Source organism: Mucilaginibacter sp. KACC 22773, assembly GCF_028736215.1.
Lineage (GTDB): Bacteria > Bacteroidota > Bacteroidia > Sphingobacteriales > Sphingobacteriaceae > Mucilaginibacter.
Genome location: NZ_CP117883.1, coordinates 3,739,800 through 3,763,930, shown reverse-complemented (window position 1 = coordinate 3,763,930; position 24,131 = coordinate 3,739,800). Strand labels below are relative to the sequence as shown.

Below are 24,131 nucleotides of genomic sequence, written 5' to 3'. Positions count from 1 at the left end.
AGGATGACAAACGGGAAATTTACTGGTTAACACATAAGTGTTTACGATTTGCTGTTCAATTCCCCTCCCAAAATCACCAAAATCCTGCTAACTTTACTGTGTAATGGCTCAAAAGTACATCGATAATTATCGCGAAAAAGGTGCCCGTAAACGGCTGGTTGATTTGTTGGAGAAAAAGGGCATCCAGGATCAGGAAGTGTTAAAAGCAATTGGCACCGTACCCCGCCACTACTTTTTTGCTGAAACTTTCTGGAACCAGGCCTACAAAGATATCGCCTTCCCGATAGGCGAGGGGCAAACCATTTCGCAGCCGTACACAGTAGCCTATCAAACAGAGCTGCTCCACATCCGTAAGGGCGATAAGGTACTGGAAATTGGAACAGGATCGGGTTATCAAACCTGTGTTTTGTTAGAGATGGGCGCTACCGTTTACACCATCGAACGGCAGGAAAAACTCTTCGAAAAAACAAAATATGTATTACCCGAAAAGATGGGTTATAAAGCGCATTTTTTTTGCGGCGATGGCTCTATTGGTATATCCCAGCACGCTCCATATGATAAAATTATTGTAACTGCCGGCGCGCCAACCGTCCCCGAAATTTTACTTAAACAATTAAAAATAGGCGGCATTTTGGTAATCCCTGTTGGCGATGAAGATACCCAAAAAATGGTAACCATCCTGAAAGTGGCTGAGCACGATTATGAAAAAATTGTGCTGGATACTTTTAGGTTTGTACCGCTGGTAGGGGATAAGGCCTGGTAATAAAGATTTCGGAATTGGGATGTTCGATTTCGGATTTTTAAATTGAGATTTGATTTAAATTTAGAATAATACATTCTCTAAATCCGAAATCGAACATCCGAAATCCCAAATCAAGTTACCTTTTCATCGCCCTGTCCATTTCAATTTTGGTATCACGCTCTTTCATGGTATCCCGCTTATCAAATGTCTTTTTACCTTGAGCTAAACCGATTTCCAGTTTGGCAAAACCGCGTTCGCTGATGAACAGCGCAAGAGGGATAATGGTTAATCCTTTTTCTTCGCCGCGGGTAAGCAGTTTTTTAAGCTCTTTTTTGTTGAGCAGCAGCACACGGTCGCGTTTTGCTTCGTGGTTGTAGAATGAGCCATACGAGTATTCGGATATGTGCAGATTACGCACATATAGCTGCCCGTTAATGAAGGTACAAAATGCATCATTAATATTGGCCTTGCCTTCGCGGATGGATTTAATTTCGGTACCCAGCAATTTTATGCCGGCCGTGTATTTATCCAGTACGTGGTATTCAAAGTAAGCTTTTTTGTTTTTGATGTATATTTTATCCTCGGCCATTGTATTCAGATGTAAAGCTTGCAAACTTACAAAAAAATAACCCGCTCTCTACCTTGCTTAAATAGCGAAAGCTTTTGCTGTATTTTATTAAATCCTATCCTGAAGGAGATGATTATTCGCAATTTTATTTTTTATAGGCGCTCATGAAAGCTCTGCTATTTAGGTGGGGCTACGCCTTTTGTGGCTTCACAATCAATACCGGCACATTAACCTTATGCCGTACCGAGTTTACGGTCGTTCCAAATATGAGGTCTTTTAAAGCTTTGTGCCCGTGCGAACCCATCACAATAAAATCTATCCCGTTTTTGTTTACTATCCCGGCAATTGCATCCGCGGGGTTACCAAAGCCAATTTCGCCTTCGGCCTTGTAGCCTAATTTTTTCATGGCCTGCACGTATTTATCCAGGTTGTCAAAATCGCTTTGGGTTTCGCTGTCCATTACCTGGCCGCCGTAATAACGGGCCCCGGCGGTTTCTACCACGTGTATAAGGGTATAGGTAGCGTGTTTGCCACCCTGCATAATGGCATGGCGCATACAATCATTGTCGTTTTTCGAAAAATCGATGGTGATGGCCAGGTGTTTATATATAACAGCGTCCAGCTCGTTAATGGAATTTGCAATACCATGCGGCACGTAGATAGGTTTATCGGTATGTTTATAAAGCATCGGTCTTAAAAATACATAAACCAGTAACAATGCTATCCCGATAACTATTGGTATAACAAAAATATAAATGTATAAATCAGCTTGTGGGTTGCCTTTCAGCCAATCGCCAATTTGGTCATAAACCAGTTTGGCATTAAGGCCAACTATAAGTATTGCGCTTGCCCAGGCTAATATTTTTACTTTAAGGCTGATGGCGAAATTTCCCATCCGCTTTTTATCGGATGTAAAATGGATTAACGGAATAACCGCGAAACCAAGCTGAAGGCTTAATACCACCTGGCTTAAAATAATCAGGCTGCCCAAAGCATCTTCTCCGAAGTATATGATGGTGAATACTGCCGGTACTATAGCTAATACCCGCGTAAGCAATCGCCGAAGCCATGGTTCAATACGCAGGTTAATATGGCCCTCCATAATGATTTGGCCGGCAAGGGTACCAGTAATGGTTGAACTTTGCCCCGATGCAATAAGGGCGATAGCAAACAATACGGGTGCTATACGGCCAAATATGTGTTCCAGCAGTTTGTAGGCATCCTGTATTTCGGCAACTTGAAAATAACCGTTTTTAAAAAAAGCGGTAGCCGCCAGGATCAATATGGCTGCGTTTACAAAAAAAGCAAGGTTTAGCGCGATAACGGTATCAAACAGGTTGAATTTTATGGCCGATTTAAAGCCCTCTTCGGTACGGGTAATTTTTCGGGTTTGTACCAGCGACGAGTGCAGGTAAAGGTTATGCGGCATTACCGTAGCACCTATAATGCCAATAGCGATGTATAACATCTGTTGGCTCACTGCATCATTTTTAAACAGGTTGCTGGGGATAAACCCCTTTGCAACATCCAGTACCTGCGGCCCAACAATAAACATCTCTACCAGGAACGAAACGCCGATGATGAAGATCATTGATATAATAAAACCTTCCAGCTTACGCATGCCTTTGTTCATCAAATAAAGCATCAGCACAGTATCAGTTATAGTAAGCGATACACCCCAGATGAGTGGTAAATGAAATAAGAGCTTTAAGCCGATAGCCATACCGATGATCTCGGCCAAATCGCAGGCTATAATGGCAACCTGGGCCAATATATACAGGCAAAAATTTACAAAACGAGGGTAGGCATTCTTAGAGGCCTGTGCCAGGTCCAGCCCACGCACTATGCCCAGCCGGGCGGCCAGCGATTGTAGCAATAATGCAATGAGATTTGAAGCAAACAAAACCCAGATGAGTTTATAACCAAAGGCGCTGCCTCCGGCAATATCGGTTGCCCAGTTGCCGGGATCCATGTAGCCCACGCTAACCAGGTAGGCCGGGCCTAAAAAGGCCATAATTTTACGCCACCCGGTTAAACTCTCGGGGTTAACCGAACTGTGTACGTTACCTAAAGAATGATTATCATTTGTATTGTTTTTGCTCATAGGGCTATCAGTAAATTATTGGCAACCTCGCGGCTGATGTGTACTTCTTTATCTGTATCGAGCTTTAATGCCACCGAATGATCATATTCGATGATATCGGTAATGGTTATTTTTTTGCCAATGGTAAGCTGCTGCTTTTCCAGGTATTGTAAGAATGGCGATGTATGATCACGTACTCCCGAAATAACCCCGCAATCGTTAATTGTTAATGCCGAAACCGGCTTAAGCTCGGCCGATTTAAATTTGCCGTTACAATCTGGTATCGGGTCGCCATGCGGGTCGTGCTTTGGATGGCCCATAAATTCGTCGAGCCGGTCAATTAATTCTTCCGAAGAGATGTGTTCCATTTCTTCGGCCATATCATGTACCTGGTCCCATTTAAAGTTCAACTTCTCAACCAAAAAATACTCCCACAGCCTATGCTTACGAATAATGCCAATGGCTATCCTCTCGCCTGCAGCCGTAAGACTTACGCCCTGGTAACGGGTATAGTTAATCAGGGCTTTATCTGCCAGCTTTTTCAGCATATCTGTTACCGATGAAGCCTTGGTATTTAATGATGCTGCAATTTGATTGGTGCTGGCCATTCCGGCGCCTGTTGCCAGGTGGTAAATGCATTTTAAATAGTTTTCCTCGGCTAACGTGTTCATTTATACAAATCTAATAAAAAATTTAGACTAATCTAAAATATGAAGAGTAGAGAAATATATTTTTGTTTTACTCGTTTTAATTAAAATTTAATTTCGTGAAATGCGGAATATATTATATTTGCAACACTATGGGCGCTGAATTAGATAAAATAGACTTACAGATACTAAAGATATTACAGGAAAATGGAAGGATAACCAACCTTCAATTGTCCAACGAAATTGGCCTTTCGCCGGCACCAACGCTTGAGCGTGTGCGTAAGCTGGAAAATGCCGAATACATTAAAAGTTATCATGCGTTGGTTGATGAAGAAAAACTGGGCCTGGGTATTAAAACTTTTATCCAGATTTCGTTGGATTTTCATCAAAAAAACACCATCCAAACTTTTTTAGATGAGATAAAAAACATCAAAGAAGTAACCGAGTGCCATCACGTAACCGGCCAGTGCGATTTTTTACTGAAGTGCTACGTGCGCGACATTAAATCATACGAGCAATTAATCATGGAAAAAATAAGCCGCATTACGGTTGTAAAAACTTTCCAAACCATGATGATCATGTCGACCAGTAAAAAGGAGCCGATAGTACCGCTGGAATATTAGGGAATAGAATCAAGAATTGAGAGTCAAGAATCAAGATAAGCTCATCTTGCATGCTGAATTTTTTAAAGCGTAAAAGATTTTTCTTTTACGCTTTTTTTTTCCCGTTGTCTTAGTGGTTTATCGCCAGCAATCCATCAATATTTTTTTTGCAGCTGTCTTGATTCTTGGCTCTTGATTCTTGACTCTTTTCTAATGAACCTGCCAATCAATCTCTTTCTTACCTTCTTTCCTCAATATCTCATTTGTTTTTGAGAATGGCTTGCTGCCAAAAAAGCCCCTGTCGGCCGAGAAGGGGGATGGGTGGGCGCTTTTGATGATGAAGTGCTTTTTGTCATCAATAAGTGCTGCCTTTGATTGGGCGAAGGCTCCCCAGAGTATAAATACGATACCTTGTTTTTTATCGGATATGGTTTTGATAACCTCGTCGGTAAATTCTTCCCAGCCCTGTTTTTGGTGCGAGCCTGGTGTGCTTGCCCTAACGGTTAACGTGGCGTTCAATAGCAATACGCCTTGCTTGGCCCATTCTTCCAGGTTGCCGTGTGTTGGGATGGTAAAGCCCGGGATATCGGTTTTTAATTCCTTGTAAATATTGGATAACGACCGCGGGATAGCAATCCCTTTTTGTACCGAAAATGATAGCCCGTGTGCCTGGTGTGCGCCGTGGTAAGGATCCTGGCCCAGGATAACCACTTTAACATCATCAAAATGAGTGGTATTAAAAGCGTTAAAAATGTCGGCGTTTTTGGGGTAAACTATTTGTCCCGATTCTTTTTCCTTTAGCAGAAATTGTTTCAGTTTTACCATGTAAGGTTTGTCAAATTCGGGTTGTAAAACTGCCTGCCATGATGGGTCTAATGAATTAGCCATAAATATTTTTATAGATGTTGATTTAGCGTACAAATAAACAGATATTTGCGCTTAATATATAGTAAAGCAAATTATGTCAAATATTGTTCGGTTAGTAGTAGCGTGTGTATTCTTTGGCGCAGCCGTTGCGCTTTGTGCTTTTGGCTTTTGGGGCTGGGGGATTTTAGTATTGTTATTTGGTGGTATTGTGTTGTTAAGTTTCTTTTTTAATGAAAACATGATCCTGGCGCAATATTTTTTGCGCAAAGAGAATTCTGAAAAAGCTGAGACCTGGTTATTGAAAATTACCGACTATGAAAAGCAATTGCATAAAAATCAGCATGGTTATTATAACTTGCTGATCGGTTTGATCGAATCGCGCAAGGCGCCGATGAAATCTGAAAAGTATTTTAAGAAATCATTGCAACTGGGCATGAAAATGTCGCACAATATTGCATTGGCTAAATTGAGCCTGGCAGGTATCTCGATGGCAAAACGCAACAAACGCGAAGCGCAGATGTATTTATCTGAAGCATCAAAAGACGATAAGAATAAATTACTTACCGAACAGATAAAAATGATGAAAGGCCAGTTGGCCCAAATGGATAAACAGGTAGTAAGAGGCGGATATCGCCAGTTTTAATCCGGATTATAAATAGATGCAATAAAATCAAAGGAAAAAAGATAAAAAATAAAAGGGACCCAAAACTGGGTCCCTTTTATTTTTCGTCAATAGCGCTAAAATAGTCGGCTGTGGCGGAGTGGTTTTGATAAGGGTGGATTATGCGGTCGCTATAAGAAAACTCGCTTTCGTCGCTTGGGTTGGCCACTTCAACCATCTTTAATAAACTCCTGATGAACGACAGGTTGAAATTGCTCCTGTTTAGCTTTATCAGGTATTCGTTTTCGGTGATCTCCAGAATTGAATTGGTCATGATGTTTGTATATTATGTTTATTACAATTATAGCCATTATTATTAAGTTTCAGATTGTATTTGCTTTAAGCTTTCATTAACAAATTGTTATGGTAACTGGCCAGCGAAATTTTATATGGCTGAGTTTAGGGGGGTGATATATTTATAAAGACTTTTTATCTTTAAATATAAATGACCAAATCGGAACTTATTGAGCGAATAACCGGCATTATAGGCAAACCCAAGGTGCTTGAACTAAGCCGTATATTGAAGGCTCAGCAATTTGCATTGCATGATTTGATTGATATTACCTTTCACTCCGATAAATCTGTCGCCTTCAGGGCCGTGTGGATCCTGGAAAACGTTTTTTTAACCGACCCGGAAAGTTATCTGCCCGATCTGGAATACATGATATCGCGCATTAAGGAAGTAAAACACCCAGGCTGCATGCGGCATTACGCCAAAATAATTATGCACATAACTGACGCAAAGGCACCGGAGTCGCTACAATTAAAGCTACAGGAAATCAACTTTGAACCGGTGGTTGAGCAACTGTTTGACTGGATGATAAACCCCAGGACAAAAGTTGCTGTAAAAATATTTGCAGCTTACGCCTTATTCAATTTAAAGGATTTATTCCCCTGGGTTAAAGAAGAACTTACCGCCCAAATGGAATTTTTAATGCGTAACGGCAGCGCAGCCATACAGGCAGGCGGGAAAAAAATATTGAAGAGCTTGTAGATGTGCAGATTTCAGATGTGCAAATTTCAGATGATTGAGCTGCGGATGTGCAGGTATGCCACAGATTCCAGATGATGAGCTTTAGGATGTACAAATATGCAGATGATTATCAAAAGGCTTCATTTGCACATTTGAAATCTGCACATCTGAAATCTGCACATCCGCATATCTAATTACGCATGCGGCCTGTCCTCTCCGTGCAAATTATGGCTCACCTGGCCGTGGCGTAGTTTAGCGTGTATGGCAGATGAACTATCATCGGCATAGGTACCATAGGCATTCACTAATACGCCTTTAAGGTTATATTTTGGTGATGACACCGCATATACTATTGACATATCATCGGGATTGCTGGCGCCTTCAAAACGGTAAAACTCGTCAATTATAAAATCGTCGGCACCCATGTGAATCGCCTGGGATTTATCATCTATTGTGTCGCCTTCGAGGCTAAGGTTAGCTGTATATCCGCGTTTGAAAAGATCATTGGTGGCATCAAGTAAGCTTTCGTAATTTTTCATGGTGGTGATGTTTTGTTTAAGTAACAGCGTTTGATAATGCGCGTATTTGTGTAACCAATGAACTATTGATGTTGTTTTGATTTAATGAATAATAAGAGTCCTTTGAGCACTATACAAAACAAAATGTCTCATTACATTTAAGTAACAAGACATTTTGTTTATTTAAGGTACTCCCTTTTTGAAGAGGTTTAGGTGAGGCTAATTACTGCGCCTTAGCCAGCCACAGCGAAGCGTTTAAATGCAAAGCAGGGTGCGAAGTATACCCCGATGGCGCATCGCCCGACCAGCCGTTAAATAAGCTGTCGTTAGTATCGCCTGTGCCGTCATCGGCAGGTGAGCTATCACCAATAAATACAATCCTGCCGCTGCCGTACGTTGCTAAAAGCGCCATTGCATTGGCAGTACCGCCATTAGTAGCACTGTTGCGCCAGAATAAGCCCTGTACGCTTGAATTATTTGCAGGGTACAAGGTAGCGGTTGAACCGTTATAGAAAGCCAGTTTTGAAGCCGTACCGGCCGCGCCGTTTAATACTATCTGCGCATTGGTATTGGTGCCTGTATAAACGTTGGTTGAAGGCCCTTCGCTGATATCAACATAATTGATATTGAAACCAAAAGGATTGTTGTTATTGATGCCGTTGTTGGTCATCAAATCGTTCCAGACACGAGGCGAATCGTAACCATCGCCATCCCTGTCAGACGGGTTGTAGCCATTGGCATCGGTACCGGCAGTTGTAGCCGCGGTGTGGTCGGCTATCATAAATAAGCCGCCACCGTTGGCAACAAAGTTCATTAAAGCGGTTTTTTCTGCAGCAGTGAATAAACGGTTAGGCTCAACAACCACAAATACATCATAATTGCTCAAATCCTGCGCGTTTGCTGTACCATAGGTAATGGTCGATCCGCTTGGCAATGATTCTACCAACTCGCCGCGTTTCACCAGTTCAACAGCCCATGACGAAATAGCGCCTTTCCAATAGGTTTCCGCAGTACTTGATGTTATGCCTGTATAAGATGGGGTAGGGATACTTTGGGCTTTTGTTTCTACAGTGGTACCACCGGTGTAAATTGGTACACTTTCAGTGCCATCGGCGTCAATCTGCCAATCGGCGCTGCCTGCATTTTCCAAATGACTTGCATCAAACAGGAATTTTTTGCCTGTAAGTACAGTGCCGCCACCACCGGTGCCTCCATTATCGTTTATGGTAATGTCATCAATATCTATACGGTTTGTACCACCGCTTAGTTTGCGGATTTCTATACGCGCCGTGCCGGTTACACCGGTGATGGTAAAAGTTGATAAGGTTAAGGTTGAAGTACTGGTAATGGTTGATCCGGCCTGTGTATAGCTGCTGCCGCCGTTTACTGAGTAAAATAAGCCCCAGGTGCTGGCGCCATCACTGCCGTAAGTGCCGCTTTTAATGGTAACCGTGCTGATGCCTGTGGTAACATCAAACAACATGGTAATTTTACCTGTATTGCGGATGCGTGCTGCCCATGAGCCCGCCTTTAAATCACCCGATAAGTTGCCAATTAAGGCATCATACAAATTCCATGAGTTGCCCGATAGTGTAACGTTGTCGCCGCTGCTTGAGCCTGTAGGCGATACATCATAAGCCGTTTTAGGACTGGTTGCTCCTACTTCGAAGCCCTGGGTAAGTGATACCGCCTGGATTTTAAGCTTTGTTACCGATGCTGTTTGGTTGTCAGCAGCATTTTGAACCAGCTGGTTTGCGTTTTTTTGACAGCCTGAAGCCAATGCTCCGGCCAAAGCTAAGGCAGCAAAAAGCAGCCTCGGATTTGTAAATTTTAGCATAGTGTGTTTTTTAGGTGATTAATGTATAAGTATATGTTTATTAACTGTGTGTCAAACTTGGTGATTATTATGTAATTAACTATTGCTAATATATTAACTTATTGTTAAATGTGGTTAATTATGTGAGTGGTTGCTTAAGTTGGGTTAGGTTGATTGGGTGAGTGGTTGATTAAGTTGGACGAGTGTCGTGTCAACGATAAATTGACGGATAGTCTTTAGCCCAAAGTCTTAAGTTCTAAGCAAAAAAAGAAAAAATTCAACTTTAGACTTACGACTTAGTACTGTTGACTTAACACCAGGTTGTTTATCTTGAATTTCGCCAGATATTACAACCTGCCTGTTTTTAGTTGGCCCGACACGCATTTAAGTTATCATTTACTATATTTATCCATGTTTAACCACGAAATCTCAATCAGCATAAAAAATAAGGCCAGGCATGGTTTGCTGGCATTTACTTTGTTGTTGAGTTTTTTTGCAATTTCGGGTTATATAAACAATAACCGACCGACAACAGGGCAGGTAAATAGCGAGACTCCGGCTGTTAGAGATGTTGCAGGTCGGCGGGGCATAAGCTACAAAAGGGCTTCCCTGGCTTTTTGTAGCAGAACAGCGGTTCATTTAGCTGTAAAAGACAACCCGGCCGCCCGGATTTCTGTTCATAATAAACTCATTGCCGGTAGATATGTGCATTTAATGCATCTTTTTTTAAAGCATAAAAGCATTAGCAATTTTCAATTTATCCCGTTTTTATATCCCGTCGATCAGGAATATCCCGCTATCGCTTAGTGCCTTCCCGTTTATCCATTTAATGGAATAAGTAAAAATTTCTTACCCGCCTAACATGCCTCGGCGTTTGTTGAGCACATTGCTATATGCATGAAAAAGCTAAAAAAGCTACTCAGGCTTGTTTGCCTGGGCCTGTTTTTATTATTGGCTGTAACCGGTATTTCAATTGCCGGTGCAGCCCCCGTACTTGCCAAAAACGAAGAACGTTTTAATGATAACAAAACCCTGATTGAAATGGTTGACGAGAAAAAGGAGGATGAGGAGAAGTTGTGAGTTGTGAGTTGTGAGTTGTGAGTTGTGAGTTGTGAGTAAAATAGTCATCAAGTTAATCAAAATCCTGAAATTTGATGAGTCTGTTTAGCAATTCTGATTCAGATAAATTGGCGAACAAGGCAGGCAATTCTGAAAATTCTTGAATTCTGTAAATTCTGATTCTGACAAAATTGCGTTAGAGATTGGCGTGGATACCGGCCAACGAGCGTAATGCCTGTAGGCGTATGAACAAAAAGCCCGGGCCGCAAGCAACGGCAGGATTAGTATCAAGTGGTGAGTATCAAGTATCAAGATTTTTTAGTCGGTATCAGTTAGCGAATACCAACTAAAAAAATAGCCACCCGAAAACCGGAGGGCTATTTTTAATATAATGGATTGGATCAACTCAATCAACCACTCACTCAATCAACTACTTCACCAACTTTAGGCGTATTTAAAAATACAAAGTTGTTGTCAAACATATCCACCTTAATGGTGCTGTCTTTATCTACTTTGCCGGCCAGGATCTGTTTGGATAGTTCGTTCAGGATCTTTTTCTGGATGACACGTTTTAACGGACGGGCACCAAATTGCGGATCGTAACCTAACTGGGCCAGCCAGTCCAATGCTTCTTCGCTTGCTTCCATCGTGATGCCCATTTCGGCCAGGGTGTGTTGTACCTGGGCAAACTGTAGTTTTACAATGTCCTGTATCTCGTTGCGGCTTAGCGGTGTAAACATAATGATCTCATCTATCCTGTTCAAAAACTCGGGGCGGATGGTTGCCCTTAACAGGTTAAACAGCTCATTTTTGGTTTTGGCTATCAGCTCATCGCGGTTACTATCTTCCAAAGCCTGGAAGTTTTCCTGGATGATGTTTGAGCCAATATTGCTGGTCATGATGATGATGGTATTTTTAAAGTTTACCACCCGGCCTTTATTATCTGTTAAGCGGCCATCGTCCAATACCTGCAGCAAAATGTTAAATACATCCGGGTGCGCTTTTTCAATCTCATCTAATAGTACCACGCTATATGGTTTGCGGCGCACGGCTTCGGTTAACTGGCCGCCTTCATCATAACCTACATAGCCCGGAGGCGCTCCTATAAGCCTTGAAACAGCATGGCGTTCCTGGTATTCGCTCATATCTATGCGCACCAGGGCGCCTTCGTCATTAAACAGGTATTCGGCCAGGGCTTTGGCCAGTTCGGTTTTACCCACACCTGTTGTGCCTAAAAATATGAATGACCCTATTGGTTTGCGCTTATCCTGTAAACCGGCGCGGCTGCGGCGTATAGCATCACTTATCGCCTCTATTGCTTCCTCCTGCCCGGCAACACGCTTGTGCAGCTCGCCTTCCAGGTTTAACAGTTTTTCTCTTTCGCTTTGTATCATTTTACTCACCGGGATGCCTGTCCAGCGGGCTACCACGCCGGCAATATCATCGGCGGTAACTTCCTCTTTAAGCATGCGGCTATCGCTTTGGTTTTCCAAAAGGGCGGCTTTCAGTTTTTCAACCTCGGCCTGGGCCTGTACAATGGTACCGTAGCGTAATTCGGCTACTTTACCGTAATCGCCGGCACGTTCGGCCTGTTCGGCTTCCAGTTTATAATTTTCAATCAGTTCAACCTTGGTATTTATGCCGTCGACCAAATCTTTTTCTCCCTGCCATTTGGCGCGGAGCGAATCGCGCTCGGCCGACAGGTTGGCAATTTCCTCGCTCAGGTCGGTTACCTTACGGTCGTCACGTTCGCGTTTAATAGCCTCTCGCTCAATTTCCAGCTGCATAATGCGGCGTTCCAGCTCGTCAACCACTTCGGGTACCGAATCCATTTCCAGGCGCAGTTTTGACGCGGCTTCATCCATCAAATCGATAGCTTTATCAGGTAAAAACCTATCGGCTATGTACCGCTGCGACATTTCTACCGCGGCAATAATGGCTTCGTCTTTAATCCGCACCTTATGATGAGTTTCGTAACGTTCTTTTAAACCACGTAATATCGATATGGCATCTGCGGCATCCGGTTCTTCAACCATTACCTTCTGAAAACGGCGTTCAAGCGCTTTATCTTTTTCTAAATATTTTTGGTACTCGTTAAGTGTTGTTGCACCTATTGATCTCAGTTCGCCACGGGCCAGGGCCGGTTTTAAAATATTGGCAGCATCCATAGCGCCTTCGCCACCACCTGCGCCAACCAGCGTATGTATCTCATCTATAAATAAAATGATCTCGCCATCGCTTTGCGTAACTTCTTTTATAACGGCTTTTAAGCGTTCTTCAAACTCACCCTTATATTTGGCGCCTGCAATTAATGCGCCCATATCTAACGAGTAAACTGTTTTTGTTTTCAGGCTTTCGGGTACATCGCCTTTGATTATCCTGAAAGCAATACCTTCGGCAATGGCAGTTTTACCAACACCCGGCTCGCCAACCAATATCGGGTTGTTTTTGGTACGGCGGGATAGGATTTGGATAACACGCCTAATCTCGTCGTCGCGGCCAATAACAGGGTCAAGCTTGCCGCTTTCGGCATACTCGTTCAAGTTACGGGCATATTTATTTAGGGCATTGTAGGTTGCTTCGGCATTTTGGTCGGTTACCTTGCTGTCGCCGCGTAAAGCTATAATGGCTTTTTTAAGGTCTTTTTCGTTTACACCAAAATCTTTAAGCGCGCCGCTTACTTTGCCACCGGCTGCCAGCAAACCCAACAGGATATGCTCAACCGATACAAACTCATCTTTAAATTCTTTTAAGTATCCTTGCGCTTTTTGCAGGGCCGAGTTACTATCTGATGATAAGTAAACGTTGCTGCCGCTAACCTTCGGGAACGATGTTATCTGGGTATCCAGTACCTCGTTCAGGCGGTTAAGGTTAACATTAAGCTTTTTTAGTAAATAGGAAATAACATTTTCATCAACCAGCAGTAAACCTTTTAACAGGTGCGCCGGCTCAATTGCCTGCTGCTGATTACCGGTAGCAATTTCAGAGGCTTTTTGTACAGCCTCCTGTGCTTTTATTGTAAAGTTGTTAAAATTCATAGTGATTTAGTGTTATGAGTTGTATTAGTCAAATCCCTTGCCAGTTGGCCAAACATGATAAAAAGTCACGTAAAAAAAAGATTAAGCGTCATTTTGTCGCGGCCTATAATAATTGTAACATTTTTAATACTTTTATCCGTTTGGTAAATATCAACTCATGTTGAATACGCGCTTTTTTTTCAATAGCCTGCCTGTTAAGTACAGATCATTGTACAAAGATTTTTACACGTACCAGAATTTGATTGCTGTACGGGCAGCCAGTATCATATTTTTATTGTTGAATATCATTATAAGGGTGCTGTATGTTGTTTTCCCGGCAAGCCTTACCAAAGCGCAAAACTTTCCCGAATTTAACACAAGCAACTGGGTGTTCCTGATAATAACCCCGTTTTTCCTGATAGCTGCCAACCTGCTGATACTGGAATATAAAAGGCAAAAAAAAAGCACCCAGCTTATGGCGTTTACGGTATTTTTATTTTCGTTGTACATTATTACCTGTGGCATGTATTCCAGCTTTATAGCCACGTCCGATCCAAGCAATTCGCTTACACTTTACCTGATAGCTTTATGCCTCATAAGCGCGACCGTAGTATTTGAGTATTACGAATCGATTATCCTTATTATAGGCGTAGAGTTGTTTTTTACTGCTTTGTTGCTTTATAGCCAAACATCGCCCACGCAAATGGTTTATAATCAGTTAATTTCAGTGGTGTTGTTGTCTGCTTTTTATTTAACCTCCCGGTACTTTTTTACTTACAAAGCCAATAGTTACCAGCAGGTTTTACAAATAAGTGAAAAAAATGAACTGATAGAAGGGGCCAATGTATTTAAAAACCAGGTGCTGGGTATGGTAGCTCATGATTTGCGCAACCCTATTGCCTCGGTTGAATCGATAGCGATGATGATGGAACTTGATGAGGTGACCGAGGATACGCAGGATAATTTAAATATGATTAAGGAGTCGTGCGCCAAAGCCCGGTCGATCATTGACGACCTGCTGGATGCCGCCCGCAATGAAAACGGGAGACCTATTGAAACCGAAAGAACAGAATTAAATCAGTTGCTTAAAACCGCCGTAGATTCCTGGCGGACCCAGGGCAGACTGAACGTTGATGTTATTTTTATCAGCAGTGTAAACCCCGCTTATGCACTGATTAATAAAGAAAGGTTTTCCCGCGTGATTGACAACCTGGTGAGTAATGCCGTGAAATTTTCAAAGGATAACAGCCGTGTTGACGTGCGGTTAAGCCAGGTTAATAAGGATGTGATTATTGAGGTTCAGGATTATGGCATGGGGATTCCTGAGGCTATGCTGCCCGAAATATTCAACCGCTTTACCAAGGCCGGCCGCACCGGCGTGCGTGGCGAAAAATCAACAGGTTTGGGGCTCAGTATTGTACGCCAGATAGTTGAAAGCCATAAGGGTACTATCCACGTGGAAAGTACAGAAGGCAAAGGCTCTGTTTTTGTAGTGAAATTGCCGGTTAGTTAGTTCATTTCGCTTCGCTGTCATTGGGCATTGTCGCTGCGCTTGTCCTTGGTCATTTCGCTGCGCTGTCATTAGTCATTGGTAGTCGTAAAATTTCGCGAAACTCTGAAGGGGGAATGACATCGTAAAAAAGGGCTGTCATGGTGAGCTTGTCGAACCATAGCGGGTAAAGGCCTCTCCGCGCGACCCTTCGACAGGCTCAGGGTGACAGGCCTACGCACCTCGAAAAGAAAAGATATCAGGGGTAGATTTATTAGAAAAATTAAAACAATCGTTAGCCCAATCAAACTTGCCCTTAAATGACCAATGACCAATGACCAATGACCAATGACCAATGACCAATGACCAATGACCAATGACCAATGACTGCTAACCGAAAACTGATTTCGCTTTTTCCATTGTCTTCTCCAAGTCAATCGCCTTGCCCAATACTCCCTTAAATAAATCGCCTTCAACCTTCAGCCTGTCTATTGAATTGAATATGGTAAAATGTTTCATAGTAAGGCCAGGTTTTACTTCATCCCAGTGAAGGGGCATAGATACGGTGGCGCCAATTTTGGGGCGGAGCGAGTAGGGCCCGGCTATGGTAGCGCCGGGGCGGTTTTGTAAAAAGTCAAGGTACATTTTTCCATCACGCTTTGCCACCATCCGTTCCACGGTAGTGTAATCGGGAATTTGTTTGTGAACAATGTTTACTATAATACGTGCAAACAGCTGGGTTTGATCATAACTATACCTGGCATCGGTTGGGATATATATATGCATGCCGGTTGAGCCGGAAGTTTTGCAGTAGGAGGGAACATCAATGGCATCCAATGTTTTTTTTACCTCCAGCGCTGCGGCGATTACCTGGTCGAACGTGTTTTTGTCGGGGTCAAGGTCTATCACGCAATAGTCCGGGTTATCCGGCGATTGGATACGACTGAACCAGGGGTTCATCTCGATGCAGCCTAATGATGCCATCCATAATAGACTTGCCTCATCGGTGCCCACCAAATATTCTTTGTGTTCGCCTTCACCGTTGGTATACGGAAATGTTTTTACCCAATCGGGCGCTTTGCCTTTTACATCTTTTTGGTAAAAACTTGGGCCGTGAATACCGCCGGGAAACCGGTTAAGCGACATGGGGCGATCTTTCAGGTAAGGCAAAATGTACTCGGCTACCTGGTAATAGTAGTTAAACATATCTCGCTTGGTTACCTTATCCTCGGGCCAGTAAATTTTACTCAGGTGGGTAAACTTCAAATCATGGCCGCAAATTTTGCGCACCTGGGTTTCGTCGGTTGGGTTTAGCAAGGTTTTTCTTCCTTTCTCTTTTGGAGGTTGTATGGCCGATGCATGGCTATCTTCATGTTTTTTTTTCGCTTGTTCAATCGCTGTCTCAGTATGTTCTGCAACCTCACGCACTACATCTGTTGCCTTTTTATCAACGCGCATACCCTGGAATGACGGGTGACGGAACACGCCGTCGCTGGTAACTTCGCTAAAAGCTACTTCGCAAACCAGTTGGGGCTTTAGCCAGGTTGCCTTGGCTTTGGGTGGATTTGGCCTGAAACGCGATGGCTTGTTTACGTCGGGAATAGTATCAAAAGGACTTTTGTCAGTTATTAAAGGCTTAAATTGTACCATCATTTCCTTTTGTACTTTATCCGAAAAACCTGTTCCCACTTTACCTACATATTGCAGGTTTTTATCTTCATAAACACCCAGCAGCAATGAACTGAACTGTTTAGACGTATCCTCGTTTTTGGTAAAGCCGGCTATTACTACTTCCTGCCGTTTGTGTACTTTAATCTTCAGCCATTCCTTTGAGCGCGTATCTGAAGCGTAGGTGCTATTGGCTTTTTTTGCGATAATGCCTTCTAAGCCCATCCGCTCGGCCGCCTTAAAAAAATCAATGCCGCTGGCGTCAAACACTTTACTGGTGCGCACGCGGTCATCGTTGGTTGGTAAAACCTGTTTGAGTATGGCTTGCCGTTGCGATAAAGGCAAATTCACCAGGTTTTTGCCATCGTACCATAAAATATCAAAAACATAATAAACCAGTTCGCCATCGGCTTCGCTGCGCCAGTTTTGCAGGTTGCCGAAGTTGGAGATGCCTTTATCATTCAAAACCAGGATCTCGCCATCCAACACGGCGTTAATCTTCCAACCCTGTAGCAGTTTGTAGATAGGGTAAAACTTTTGGTTAAACGTTTTATTGTTGCGGGATAATAGCTCCACCTCTCCCTGGTTCACGAAAGCAAGTGCGCGGTAACCATCCCATTTTACCTCGTAAACCCAATCAGGGTCGTCAAAAGGTTCATCAACCAAAGTGGCCAGCATAGGTTTTATCCCGGTTGGCATTTTAGCTTTGGGGGCTTTTTTTAATATCGCGGTAATGTCAATATCTTCCTGTTCAGCCACGCTTTCTTTGGGCTCGGTTGCTTCAATCACTTTTTTTATTGATGCGCCCTTCTTCGGCTTTTCAATATTTTCTTCATGCCCGTTCTGCCAAACCTTTTCACCGGTTTTTTCCATGGCCTCGATGGTTTTGCCCGATATTACCGACTTGTCCTCTTTAGTAATATCTTTTTTTGTTGCAAAATCGTCATCGTGCTTTATCAGCAGCCAGGCATTATCGCCCATGCCATGGGTTTTTACCAGGGCAAACTCGCCCTGTAGTTTTTTGCCATGGAGCTTTATTTTTAATGATCCGGATTTAAGTTCTTTTAACAGCTGCTTTTCCTGCTCTTTTTTGCCTTTAATTTTTTCGATGGGTTCATATGTGCCTTCGTCCCAAACAATCACAGTACCTCCACCATATTCGCCTTCGGGGATGATGCCCTCAAAGTTGCGGTAATCATAAGGATGATCCTCCACCATCATAGCCAGCCTTTTGGTTTTTGGATCGGTTGACGGCCCTTTGGGCACCGCCCAGCTTTTGAGCACGCCACCCATCTCCAGCCTGAAATCGTAATGCAGCCGTGAAGCATCGTGCTTTTGTATCACAAAAGTCAGGCTGTTTTTATCCTTGCTTTTACCGGCTTTTGGTTCGGCTGTTTTGGTAAAGTCGCGCTTTTTGGCATATGTTTCCAGGCTCATGGTGCTGATGTTTGATTATTAGGATAACATCATGAGTGAGAAGAAGGTTTTAGGTTAGTTCATTGGTTCATTAGTTCATTGGCATTTCGGTTGGTGCCAACACAGGAGCGGAACAGGTGTGTCACCCGTACCAGGGTGTCTCAGGGTGTTTCACCCCGTACCAGGGTGTTTCAGGGTGTTTCACCCCGTACCAGGGTGTTTCTGAGTGTTTCATTTACGGGTGGTACACACACTTTGTTGGTTATGCATAGTACCGAAAAAGGCTTGTTTTTTTAACCGGGACATTGTTCATTATTATTTAAACCAATACGGCAAAAATCAGTCATACCATAAAAAAATATAAACTATGAAAAAGATATTCATGATGATAGCTTTTGTTGCAGGGCTGGGCTTATTTGCACACGCCCAGGAAAAAGTAAAGGCAACCCCCGCATTACGGGCTGCAAAACAAACTAAAGTATTAACTAAACAGCTTAACCTGAGCAACAGCCAGATAACCCAGGTGAATGCGGTGCTGCTGGAGCAGGGTAGAGGACTTGATAGTTTGAAGGCCCTTAAAGGTACAAATGATAAAAAAGAACAACGGTATTCACATAAACAGATCCGTGACAATGCGCAGGCCAAACTGGAAGCCATTTTTACTGCCGAACAAAAAACGAAATACCTCGCTTTTGTAGAAGCCCAAAAACAAAAAAAGGCCGCCAGGAAAGAGGCGAAGACATCGCCGGTGCCGCAGAACTAACTAATTGTATTTTTAGGAAAGGATTTAACCCCCGCACCATAATAAGCCGCTTTGATATGCCAGGGCGGCTTTGTTTTGTGCGCCACGGCGAAAATTTTCCCAATTTGATGCCCTTCGTACTTCATTAAGAATTATTTGTGCTGCTTAAAATACAAAAGCATTCTGCCTTGAAGCAGGAGGGTTACAGTTTTTTATCTAATGAAGGCGCGTTTTTTAATAAATCGCATCAAAATCTGCAAAAGTCGTCAACATAACCAATAAATAATCAAAATATTTTAATCGTAGGGCACTATTGGTATTATTATTGCGTTAAATAAACATATTGATATACAGGCAGATAATGTGTTTAAATGACAATTATTTATTTATCAATATCGCACTTAAATGCTTGCTGTATTATTAAATTGTTAATAGTTAACTTTTTTACTTAAAATATTTGCAAAATAAAAGATGTGTAGTATATTTGCAGTGTAGTATTTGTAAGGCGCTGAACGGCAGCACCAGAAGGTTCGAGACCTCCCTTACAGCTCTTCTCATAATTTAGGTTTATAATTGGTTAGAACGCGCCCCTGCCCATCAGAGGGCGCTTCTTGTTTCTATAGGTTTTTAAAACTTTCAAAACCGAATCAGAAAGCATCCAACCTATCTAAAGGTTGTTTGATGAATTTGGATGATTACCCGTTGATTACTGCGCAGTTTATGAAATTCGGTAAAAAAAGCGCTGAAATGATTTGAGTTATCTTTATTTGCTTAACCTGCGTTATTCAATAAAACTACGCCAATGATTCTTCCAATAATGCTTCAAAATAAAATCGATATGTTTACCTGTTGAAACAGGCGTCTCACCGTTAATTCGCACTTTCCATTTTTTTATAAAAACACGCTTTTGACCGTTGAGTTTGTAAAACGAAATGCCATAGTCACCGTTATCGTCATACTTAATATTGCCCACGTTGATGATCTTTGAATCGGTAATGTAAAACAGGTTGCTGCTCCAAACTCTTCCCATACAACAATCCTCGTAAGTATAGTAAAATTTTGTTGTTGGAATCCTTTCCGCATTTGAACAATCGCCGGCTAATTTGAATGTGTTTGATTTTACGTCGTAAATAATCAGGTCCTGTGCACCCGAATCTACTCCCCTTAACTCTACGGTGATATCTTTATAACCGTCTCCATTAAAATCAATGAATTTAAAATAAACCACTTCGTCATCGGCGGTTGCTTTATAAACTATTTTGCCGCTTTTATCTTTTATATAAAACCTGCCAGGGCTAACGCCATCACCAAAAGTATTTATCGCAGTATAACTAATGCCGTTTATAATTTCGGTTTTACTTTGTCGGACTGAATCTTTTTTTGAGGTTGACGGTGTTAAAACCGGCTTCAAGTTGAAATGTAAATGCAATTGCACGACATTAAACAACGTTAAAAAAAGCGATATTTTACCAATAAAATTCATTAATGTAATATAATAAATGACTTACCAATTTACATTTTTTAATACAAAAAAATAGTTTTTGCCTGCTTTAAATGAAGGTTAAAAATCGCCGGTTCGGGAATAAAGAAGAATGGGAAAGAGTTATGTGTATTTTTTCCTTGTTGTCAAAAAATATTTATATTTATCTGTAGCTATCCGCATAAATGAAATAAGTTCGGTTACGGATTGAGTCCAATTGATGAATTAAACACCGAAAAATGGGTTCTATGTTTTATGGGGTAAATATGTTTTTTCGGTTTAACTTAATTTGATTTGCACATCCGCTATAAATTGTACCTGTCAATTTTAACCATCCACAATAACCATCATAGAGCCATAAAACAAAATACTTAATACTACTGTATTAATCTAACAAAACCACTCGCTTATGAAAAATCCGGTCTACGCAGATTTAAAGCATGCCGACGGCAGTTTACGAAATATTATCATTGAACCGGTATTGGAACATAACCTTGCGGATACCGGTGTATATAAAATTTACAAAACTTCGGTAGACAATGAGTCAATGCTGTTTACGGAAGAAATGGAGATTGATGGCGACGGCCCCTCTTTAGCCGATGAAGATAATCCCGATTATTTGGGCACCATATATTTCCCCCAGTCGGGACCCTGGCACTACGAAGGCGAACTGCTCAGCAACGGCGAGCAGCAGCAAATTATATCTATATTACAACAGAAAGCATAGTGCTGTAGTCTATAGTCGAAAGCTTTAAACTTAAAGTCAAAAGAACTAAATCCGACTTAAGACTTGCGACTTAATTAGTCCCTTTTACTTTCATTTGAAAAGTATACACCGCTTTTGACGCCGTTATAAATAATACATCCCGGTTTTTACCGCTAAAACAAATGTTGGCTGTCCAGGGTTCATCAATATCAATGTGGCCAATTTTTTCGCCTTTCGGGTTAAAAATAGTTACGCCCTTACCGGTAAGGTATATGTTGCCCAGTTCGTCAATCGTCATCCCGTCTGATCCCATCGCCACAAAAAGCATTTTGTTGGTTAATGAACCGTCTTTATTAATATCGTAGCGATAGGTTTTGTTATCCCCTATATCGGCAACAAAAAGATGTTTGCCATCGGCAGTGCCAACTATGCCATTAGGCCTTACAAATTTATCATCAACCATAACGGCTTCATGTTTACCTTTTGGCAGGTAGTAAAGCTTTTGGCCATCAAGCTCGGGCTTTTTGTGCGTCCAATAGTCGCGTTGGTAATAGGGGTCGGTTATATATAGCCCACCATCCGGCCTTACCCAAACATCATTAGGTCCGTTAAATATTTGCCCTTTATAGCCGGTAAGTAATACTTCTATTTTTCCTTTCGGGCTGATAGACCAAAGTTCGTTTTTACCATCGGCACAGCTTATGAGGTTGCCCTTACTGTCAAAATCCATTCCGTTGCTGCGGCCGGCGCTATCCATAAAAACAGAAAGTTTGCCATCCGTGCTATACTTCCAGATCTTATTATTGGGCTGATCGGTAAAAAATACATTGCCCTTTTTATCAACAGCCGGCCCCTCGGTGAAAGAGAATTGTTTGGCGATTAACACAGCTTTGGTGCCGGCGTTGTATAAAGCAGTAGTATCCTGGCTAAATACTTTGCAAGTGGCGGCTACCAGGCCAAATAATATCAGGGACAGTTTTTTCATATTTTGGGTAATTGGTTTGCTAATGTAGGTTGTTTTTGTAGAAAAAGGAAGAAGAGCTCCCAGGCCCCCTCTAAATCTCCCCCTGAAGGGGAGACTTTTTGTTGCGTTTTTTTAAAGTCCTCCCTCCCGGGGAGGATTTAGGTGGGGCTTTTCCATTAAAAACGCTATTTTTGCACCTTTATTAAAAATACCGTTCAAAACATGAGTATTGCACTATCCGAGCAGGAAATTATCCGCCGCGAATCTTTACAAAAATTAAGGGAACTGGGCATAAACCCGTACCCCGCCGAAGCATTTGATATTAACGCCTGGGCACAGGATATTACCGATAATTTTGCAATAAAACCCGAGGCCTACCAAAATGTAGTTATCGCAGGCCGTATCATGACCCGCCGTATCATGGGCAACGCATCGTTTGCCGAGATCCAGGATTCAACCGGCCGTATCCAGATATACCTGAAACGCGATGATATTTGCCCTGATGAGGATAAAACTTTATACAATACTGTATTTAAAAAACTTCTTGACCTTGGCGATTATGTTGGAATTAAAGGTTATGTGTTTTTAACGCAAACCGGCGAAATTTCTGTTCACGTAAGAGAATTAATCGTTCTTTCAAAATCGTTGAAACCACTACCGGTAGTTCGACGCGATGACGAAGGGAATATATATGATGCATTTACCGATCCTGAACTTCGCTATCGTCAGCGTTATGTTGATTTAACTGTTAACCCGGCTTATAAACAAATATTTATCAACCGGTCCAAAGTGATTAGCAGTATGCGCAACTATTTTAACGCGCAGGGCTGGATGGAGGTAGAAACCCCTATACTGCAGCCGGTACATGGCGGCGCAGCGGCGCGTCCGTTTGCCACGCACCACAATACGCTGGATATGCCTTTGTTTTTGCGCATAGCCAATGAACTTTACCTGAAACGCCTTATTGTTGCAGGTTTTGATGGTGTATATGAATTTGGCAAAATGTTCCGTAACGAGGGTATGGACCGTACACACAACCCGGAATTTACAGCCATGGAAATTTATGTAGCCTATAAAGACTACATATGGATGATGGCCATGGTTGAAGAATGTTTGGAAACTGTTGCCAAAGCTGTCCACGGTATTCCCGTTGTTCAGGTAGGCAGCAACGAAATTAACTTTGCCGGTCCGTACGAAAAATTATCGATGTACGATTCTATCCTGAAATATACAGGGATAGATGTATCGGCTATGGATGAAGCCGCTTTGCGCGAAACCTGTGCCGAGCTGAAAATAGAAGTTAACCCAACCATGGGTAAAGGCAAACTGATTGACGAGATCTTCAGCGCCAAGGTTGAGCATAACCTAATCCAACCAACTTATATTACCGATTACCCAATCGAAATGACCCCGCTTGCCAAAAAACATCGTACCAAAGATGGCCTGGTAGAGCGTTTTGAGTTGTTTGTAAATGGTAAAGAGATAGCCAACGCTTACTCGGAGTTAAATGACCCGATTGACCAGCGCGAACGTTTAGAGGAGCAGTTGGTACTTGCAGGCAGGGGCGACGACGAAGCCATGGCCATGGACGACGACTTTTTACGCGCCCTGGAATACGGTATGCCGCCAACATCGGGCCTGGGTATCGGTATCGACAGGTTGGTGATGCTGATGACCAATCAGAGCACTATCCAGGAAGTATTATTCTTCCCGCAGATGCGCCCCGAGAAAAAAGCTAAAGTTGTTACTGCTGACGACTTTATAAATATAGGTGTTAAGGCCGAGTGGGTACCCGTGCTTAATGCAATGGGGTTTAATGCGGTAGATGAACTAAAAGCCGCCAACCCCAACAAAGTATTTAATGATCTTGGCGGCATGCGCAAAAAATTGAAGCTGGATATTACCATGCCTACCAAAGACGAGGTGATGGCCTGGTTTAAATAATATACAAGAAAACTAACGTTACCTTTTACAACGACCGCGAAGTGCCTTATTTAAAGGAAATTCGCGGTCGTTTTTTTATTAATTAATGGCGCTTTTTGAGACCGTTGCTGAGTGCCAGTTTTCTTCCATCTTGATTCTTGACTCTTAATTCTTGACTCTCCGCTCCGAT

At 42.4% G+C, this 24,131-nt stretch carries 21 protein-coding genes; 10 read left to right on the top strand and 11 right to left on the bottom strand.

The window, feature by feature from the left end; all coding sequences use genetic code 11:
- The first annotated feature begins 103 nt into the window (after positions 1 to 103).
- Positions 104 to 763 (top strand): protein-L-isoaspartate(D-aspartate) O-methyltransferase, encoded by a 660-nt coding sequence (locus PQ469_RS15505; protein WP_274213796.1) that lies wholly within the window; start codon positions 104 to 106, stop codon positions 761 to 763.
- A gap of 115 nt (positions 764 to 878) precedes the next feature.
- On the opposite strand, the gene smpB is transcribed toward PQ469_RS15505, so the two are convergent.
- From smpB to PQ469_RS15490, 3 genes are all read right to left on the bottom strand, one after another.
- Positions 879 to 1,331 carry an SsrA-binding protein SmpB gene (gene smpB, locus PQ469_RS15500; protein WP_090649909.1) on the bottom strand — a complete coding sequence of 151 codons (453 nt, stop codon included), beginning with the start codon at positions 1,329 to 1,331 and terminating at the stop codon, positions 879 to 881.
- Between the two features lie 169 nt (positions 1,332 to 1,500).
- Positions 1,501 to 3,414 (bottom strand): Nramp family divalent metal transporter, encoded by a 1,914-nt coding sequence (locus PQ469_RS15495; RefSeq protein ID WP_274213794.1) that lies wholly within the window; start codon positions 3,412 to 3,414, stop codon positions 1,501 to 1,503.
- Positions 3,411 to 4,064, bottom strand: coding sequence for a metal-dependent transcriptional regulator (locus PQ469_RS15490; protein WP_090649913.1), 654 nt, complete (start codon positions 4,062 to 4,064; stop codon positions 3,411 to 3,413). The genes PQ469_RS15495 and PQ469_RS15490 overlap by 4 nt, the downstream gene beginning before the upstream one ends.
- A gap of 128 nt (positions 4,065 to 4,192) precedes the next feature.
- On the opposite strand from PQ469_RS15490, the gene PQ469_RS15485 reads away from it, so the two are divergent.
- Complete coding sequence (locus PQ469_RS15485; protein WP_090649916.1) at positions 4,193 to 4,663, top strand: Lrp/AsnC family transcriptional regulator; 471 nt, start codon at positions 4,193 to 4,195, stop codon at positions 4,661 to 4,663.
- A 189-nt stretch (positions 4,664 to 4,852) separates the two neighbouring features.
- Here the strand turns inward: PQ469_RS15485 and ung are convergent, their stop codons facing one another.
- A complete protein-coding gene (gene ung, locus PQ469_RS15480; protein WP_274213793.1) occupies positions 4,853 to 5,530 on the bottom strand; it encodes a uracil-DNA glycosylase in 678 nt (225 codons plus the stop codon).
- Between the two features lie 73 nt (positions 5,531 to 5,603).
- Between ung and PQ469_RS15475 the strand changes: the two genes are divergently transcribed.
- A complete protein-coding gene (locus PQ469_RS15475; RefSeq protein WP_274213791.1) occupies positions 5,604 to 6,152 on the top strand; it encodes a DUF2892 domain-containing protein in 549 nt (182 codons plus the stop codon).
- Between the two features lie 76 nt (positions 6,153 to 6,228).
- Here PQ469_RS15475 and PQ469_RS15470 read toward each other — a convergent pair whose 3' ends face one another.
- Positions 6,229 to 6,444: a hypothetical protein gene (locus PQ469_RS15470; protein WP_090649923.1), complete on the bottom strand. Its 216-nt coding sequence runs from the start codon at positions 6,442 to 6,444 to the stop codon at positions 6,229 to 6,231.
- 171 nt (positions 6,445 to 6,615) lie between these two features.
- On the opposite strand from PQ469_RS15470, the gene PQ469_RS15465 reads away from it, so the two are divergent.
- Positions 6,616 to 7,164: a HEAT-like fold family protein gene (locus tag PQ469_RS15465; RefSeq protein WP_274213789.1), complete on the top strand. Its 549-nt coding sequence runs from the start codon at positions 6,616 to 6,618 to the stop codon at positions 7,162 to 7,164.
- Between the two features lie 173 nt (positions 7,165 to 7,337).
- Here PQ469_RS15465 and PQ469_RS15460 read toward each other — a convergent pair whose 3' ends face one another.
- Positions 7,338 to 7,682 (bottom strand): phosphoribosylpyrophosphate synthetase, encoded by a 345-nt coding sequence (locus tag PQ469_RS15460; RefSeq protein WP_274213788.1) that lies wholly within the window; start codon positions 7,680 to 7,682, stop codon positions 7,338 to 7,340.
- A gap of 202 nt (positions 7,683 to 7,884) precedes the next feature.
- Complete coding sequence (locus tag PQ469_RS15455) at positions 7,885 to 9,498, bottom strand: hypothetical protein (protein WP_274213787.1); 1,614 nt, start codon at positions 9,496 to 9,498, stop codon at positions 7,885 to 7,887.
- A 390-nt stretch (positions 9,499 to 9,888) separates the two neighbouring features.
- Here PQ469_RS15455 and PQ469_RS15450 point away from each other — a divergent pair, with 390 nt between their 5' ends.
- Entirely contained in the window at positions 9,889 to 10,284 is a 396-nt protein-coding gene (locus PQ469_RS15450) for a hypothetical protein (RefSeq protein ID WP_274213786.1), read from the top strand.
- A gap of 90 nt (positions 10,285 to 10,374) precedes the next feature.
- The gene (locus tag PQ469_RS15445) at positions 10,375 to 10,557 is read left to right on the top strand and encodes a hypothetical protein (protein ID WP_274213785.1); all 183 of its coding nucleotides are present in this window, start codon (positions 10,375 to 10,377) and stop codon (positions 10,555 to 10,557) included.
- Between the two features lie 401 nt (positions 10,558 to 10,958).
- On the opposite strand, the gene clpB is transcribed toward PQ469_RS15445, so the two are convergent.
- On the bottom strand, positions 10,959 to 13,574 hold the full coding sequence (clpB, locus tag PQ469_RS15440) for an ATP-dependent chaperone ClpB (RefSeq protein ID WP_274213784.1): 2,616 nt from the start codon (positions 13,572 to 13,574) through the stop codon (positions 10,959 to 10,961).
- Positions 13,575 to 13,731: 157 nt separating this feature from the next.
- On the opposite strand from clpB, the gene PQ469_RS15435 reads away from it, so the two are divergent.
- Positions 13,732 to 15,066: a sensor histidine kinase gene (locus tag PQ469_RS15435; RefSeq protein WP_274213782.1), complete on the top strand. Its 1,335-nt coding sequence runs from the start codon at positions 13,732 to 13,734 to the stop codon at positions 15,064 to 15,066.
- A gap of 366 nt (positions 15,067 to 15,432) precedes the next feature.
- On the opposite strand, the gene ligD is transcribed toward PQ469_RS15435, so the two are convergent.
- Complete coding sequence (gene ligD / locus PQ469_RS15430; RefSeq protein ID WP_274213781.1) at positions 15,433 to 18,147, bottom strand: DNA ligase D; 2,715 nt, start codon at positions 18,145 to 18,147, stop codon at positions 15,433 to 15,435.
- Between the two features lie 346 nt (positions 18,148 to 18,493).
- On the opposite strand from ligD, the gene PQ469_RS15425 reads away from it, so the two are divergent.
- Positions 18,494 to 18,889 carry a hypothetical protein gene (locus PQ469_RS15425; RefSeq protein ID WP_274213780.1) on the top strand — a complete coding sequence of 132 codons (396 nt, stop codon included), beginning with the start codon at positions 18,494 to 18,496 and terminating at the stop codon, positions 18,887 to 18,889.
- A 760-nt stretch (positions 18,890 to 19,649) separates the two neighbouring features.
- Here PQ469_RS15425 and PQ469_RS15420 read toward each other — a convergent pair.
- Entirely contained in the window at positions 19,650 to 20,351 is a 702-nt protein-coding gene (locus PQ469_RS15420; protein ID WP_274213779.1) for a hypothetical protein, read from the bottom strand.
- Positions 20,352 to 20,757: 406 nt separating this feature from the next.
- On the opposite strand from PQ469_RS15420, the gene PQ469_RS15415 reads away from it, so the two are divergent.
- Positions 20,758 to 21,075, top strand: coding sequence for a hypothetical protein (locus PQ469_RS15415; protein WP_274213778.1), 318 nt, complete (start codon positions 20,758 to 20,760; stop codon positions 21,073 to 21,075).
- Between the two features lie 70 nt (positions 21,076 to 21,145).
- On the opposite strand, the gene PQ469_RS15410 is transcribed toward PQ469_RS15415, so the two are convergent.
- Positions 21,146 to 22,039, bottom strand: a complete 894-nt coding sequence (locus tag PQ469_RS15410; protein ID WP_274213777.1) for an SMP-30/gluconolactonase/LRE family protein — start codon at positions 22,037 to 22,039, stop codon at positions 21,146 to 21,148.
- 201 nt (positions 22,040 to 22,240) lie between these two features.
- Here PQ469_RS15410 and lysS point away from each other — a divergent pair, with 201 nt between their 5' ends.
- Positions 22,241 to 23,962, top strand: a complete 1,722-nt coding sequence (gene lysS, locus PQ469_RS15405) for a lysine--tRNA ligase (RefSeq protein ID WP_274213776.1) — start codon at positions 22,241 to 22,243, stop codon at positions 23,960 to 23,962.
- Positions 23,963 to 24,131 lie beyond the last annotated feature (169 nt).

Excerpts from the sequence above, each read along its gene's own strand:
- PQ469_RS15445 (WP_274213785.1), top strand. The coding sequence starts at position 10,375 with ATGAAAAAGCTAAAAAAGCTACTCAGGCTTGTTTGCCTGGGCCTGTTT.
- PQ469_RS15410 (WP_274213777.1), bottom strand. The coding sequence starts at position 22,039 with ATGAAAAAACTGTCCCTGATATTATTTGGCCTGGTAGCCGCCACTTGC.
- PQ469_RS15435 (WP_274213782.1), top strand. The coding sequence starts at position 13,732 with ATGTTGAATACGCGCTTTTTTTTCAATAGCCTGCCTGTTAAGTACAGA.
- PQ469_RS15455 (WP_274213787.1), bottom strand. The coding sequence starts at position 9,498 with ATGCTAAAATTTACAAATCCGAGGCTGCTTTTTGCTGCCTTAGCTTTG.
- PQ469_RS15450 (WP_274213786.1), top strand. The coding sequence starts at position 9,889 with ATGTTTAACCACGAAATCTCAATCAGCATAAAAAATAAGGCCAGGCAT.
- clpB (WP_274213784.1), bottom strand. The coding sequence starts at position 13,574 with ATGAATTTTAACAACTTTACAATAAAAGCACAGGAGGCTGTACAAAAA.
- PQ469_RS15505 (WP_274213796.1), top strand. The coding sequence starts at position 104 with ATGGCTCAAAAGTACATCGATAATTATCGCGAAAAAGGTGCCCGTAAA.
- PQ469_RS15425 (WP_274213780.1), top strand. The coding sequence starts at position 18,494 with ATGAAAAAGATATTCATGATGATAGCTTTTGTTGCAGGGCTGGGCTTA.
- PQ469_RS15475 (WP_274213791.1), top strand. The coding sequence starts at position 5,604 with ATGTCAAATATTGTTCGGTTAGTAGTAGCGTGTGTATTCTTTGGCGCA.
- PQ469_RS15495 (WP_274213794.1), bottom strand. The coding sequence starts at position 3,414 with ATGAGCAAAAACAATACAAATGATAATCATTCTTTAGGTAACGTACAC.
- smpB (WP_090649909.1), bottom strand. The coding sequence starts at position 1,331 with ATGGCCGAGGATAAAATATACATCAAAAACAAAAAAGCTTACTTTGAA.
- lysS (WP_274213776.1), top strand. The coding sequence starts at position 22,241 with ATGAGTATTGCACTATCCGAGCAGGAAATTATCCGCCGCGAATCTTTA.
- ligD (WP_274213781.1), bottom strand. The coding sequence starts at position 18,147 with ATGAGCCTGGAAACATATGCCAAAAAGCGCGACTTTACCAAAACAGCC.
- PQ469_RS15460 (WP_274213788.1), bottom strand. The coding sequence starts at position 7,682 with ATGAAAAATTACGAAAGCTTACTTGATGCCACCAATGATCTTTTCAAA.
- PQ469_RS15420 (WP_274213779.1), bottom strand. The coding sequence starts at position 20,351 with ATGAATTTTATTGGTAAAATATCGCTTTTTTTAACGTTGTTTAATGTC.
- PQ469_RS15470 (WP_090649923.1), bottom strand. The coding sequence starts at position 6,444 with ATGACCAATTCAATTCTGGAGATCACCGAAAACGAATACCTGATAAAG.
- PQ469_RS15490 (WP_090649913.1), bottom strand. The coding sequence starts at position 4,064 with ATGAACACGTTAGCCGAGGAAAACTATTTAAAATGCATTTACCACCTG.
- ung (WP_274213793.1), bottom strand. The coding sequence starts at position 5,530 with ATGGCTAATTCATTAGACCCATCATGGCAGGCAGTTTTACAACCCGAA.
- PQ469_RS15485 (WP_090649916.1), top strand. The coding sequence starts at position 4,193 with ATGGGCGCTGAATTAGATAAAATAGACTTACAGATACTAAAGATATTA.
- PQ469_RS15415 (WP_274213778.1), top strand. The coding sequence starts at position 20,758 with ATGAAAAATCCGGTCTACGCAGATTTAAAGCATGCCGACGGCAGTTTA.
- PQ469_RS15465 (WP_274213789.1), top strand. The coding sequence starts at position 6,616 with ATGACCAAATCGGAACTTATTGAGCGAATAACCGGCATTATAGGCAAA.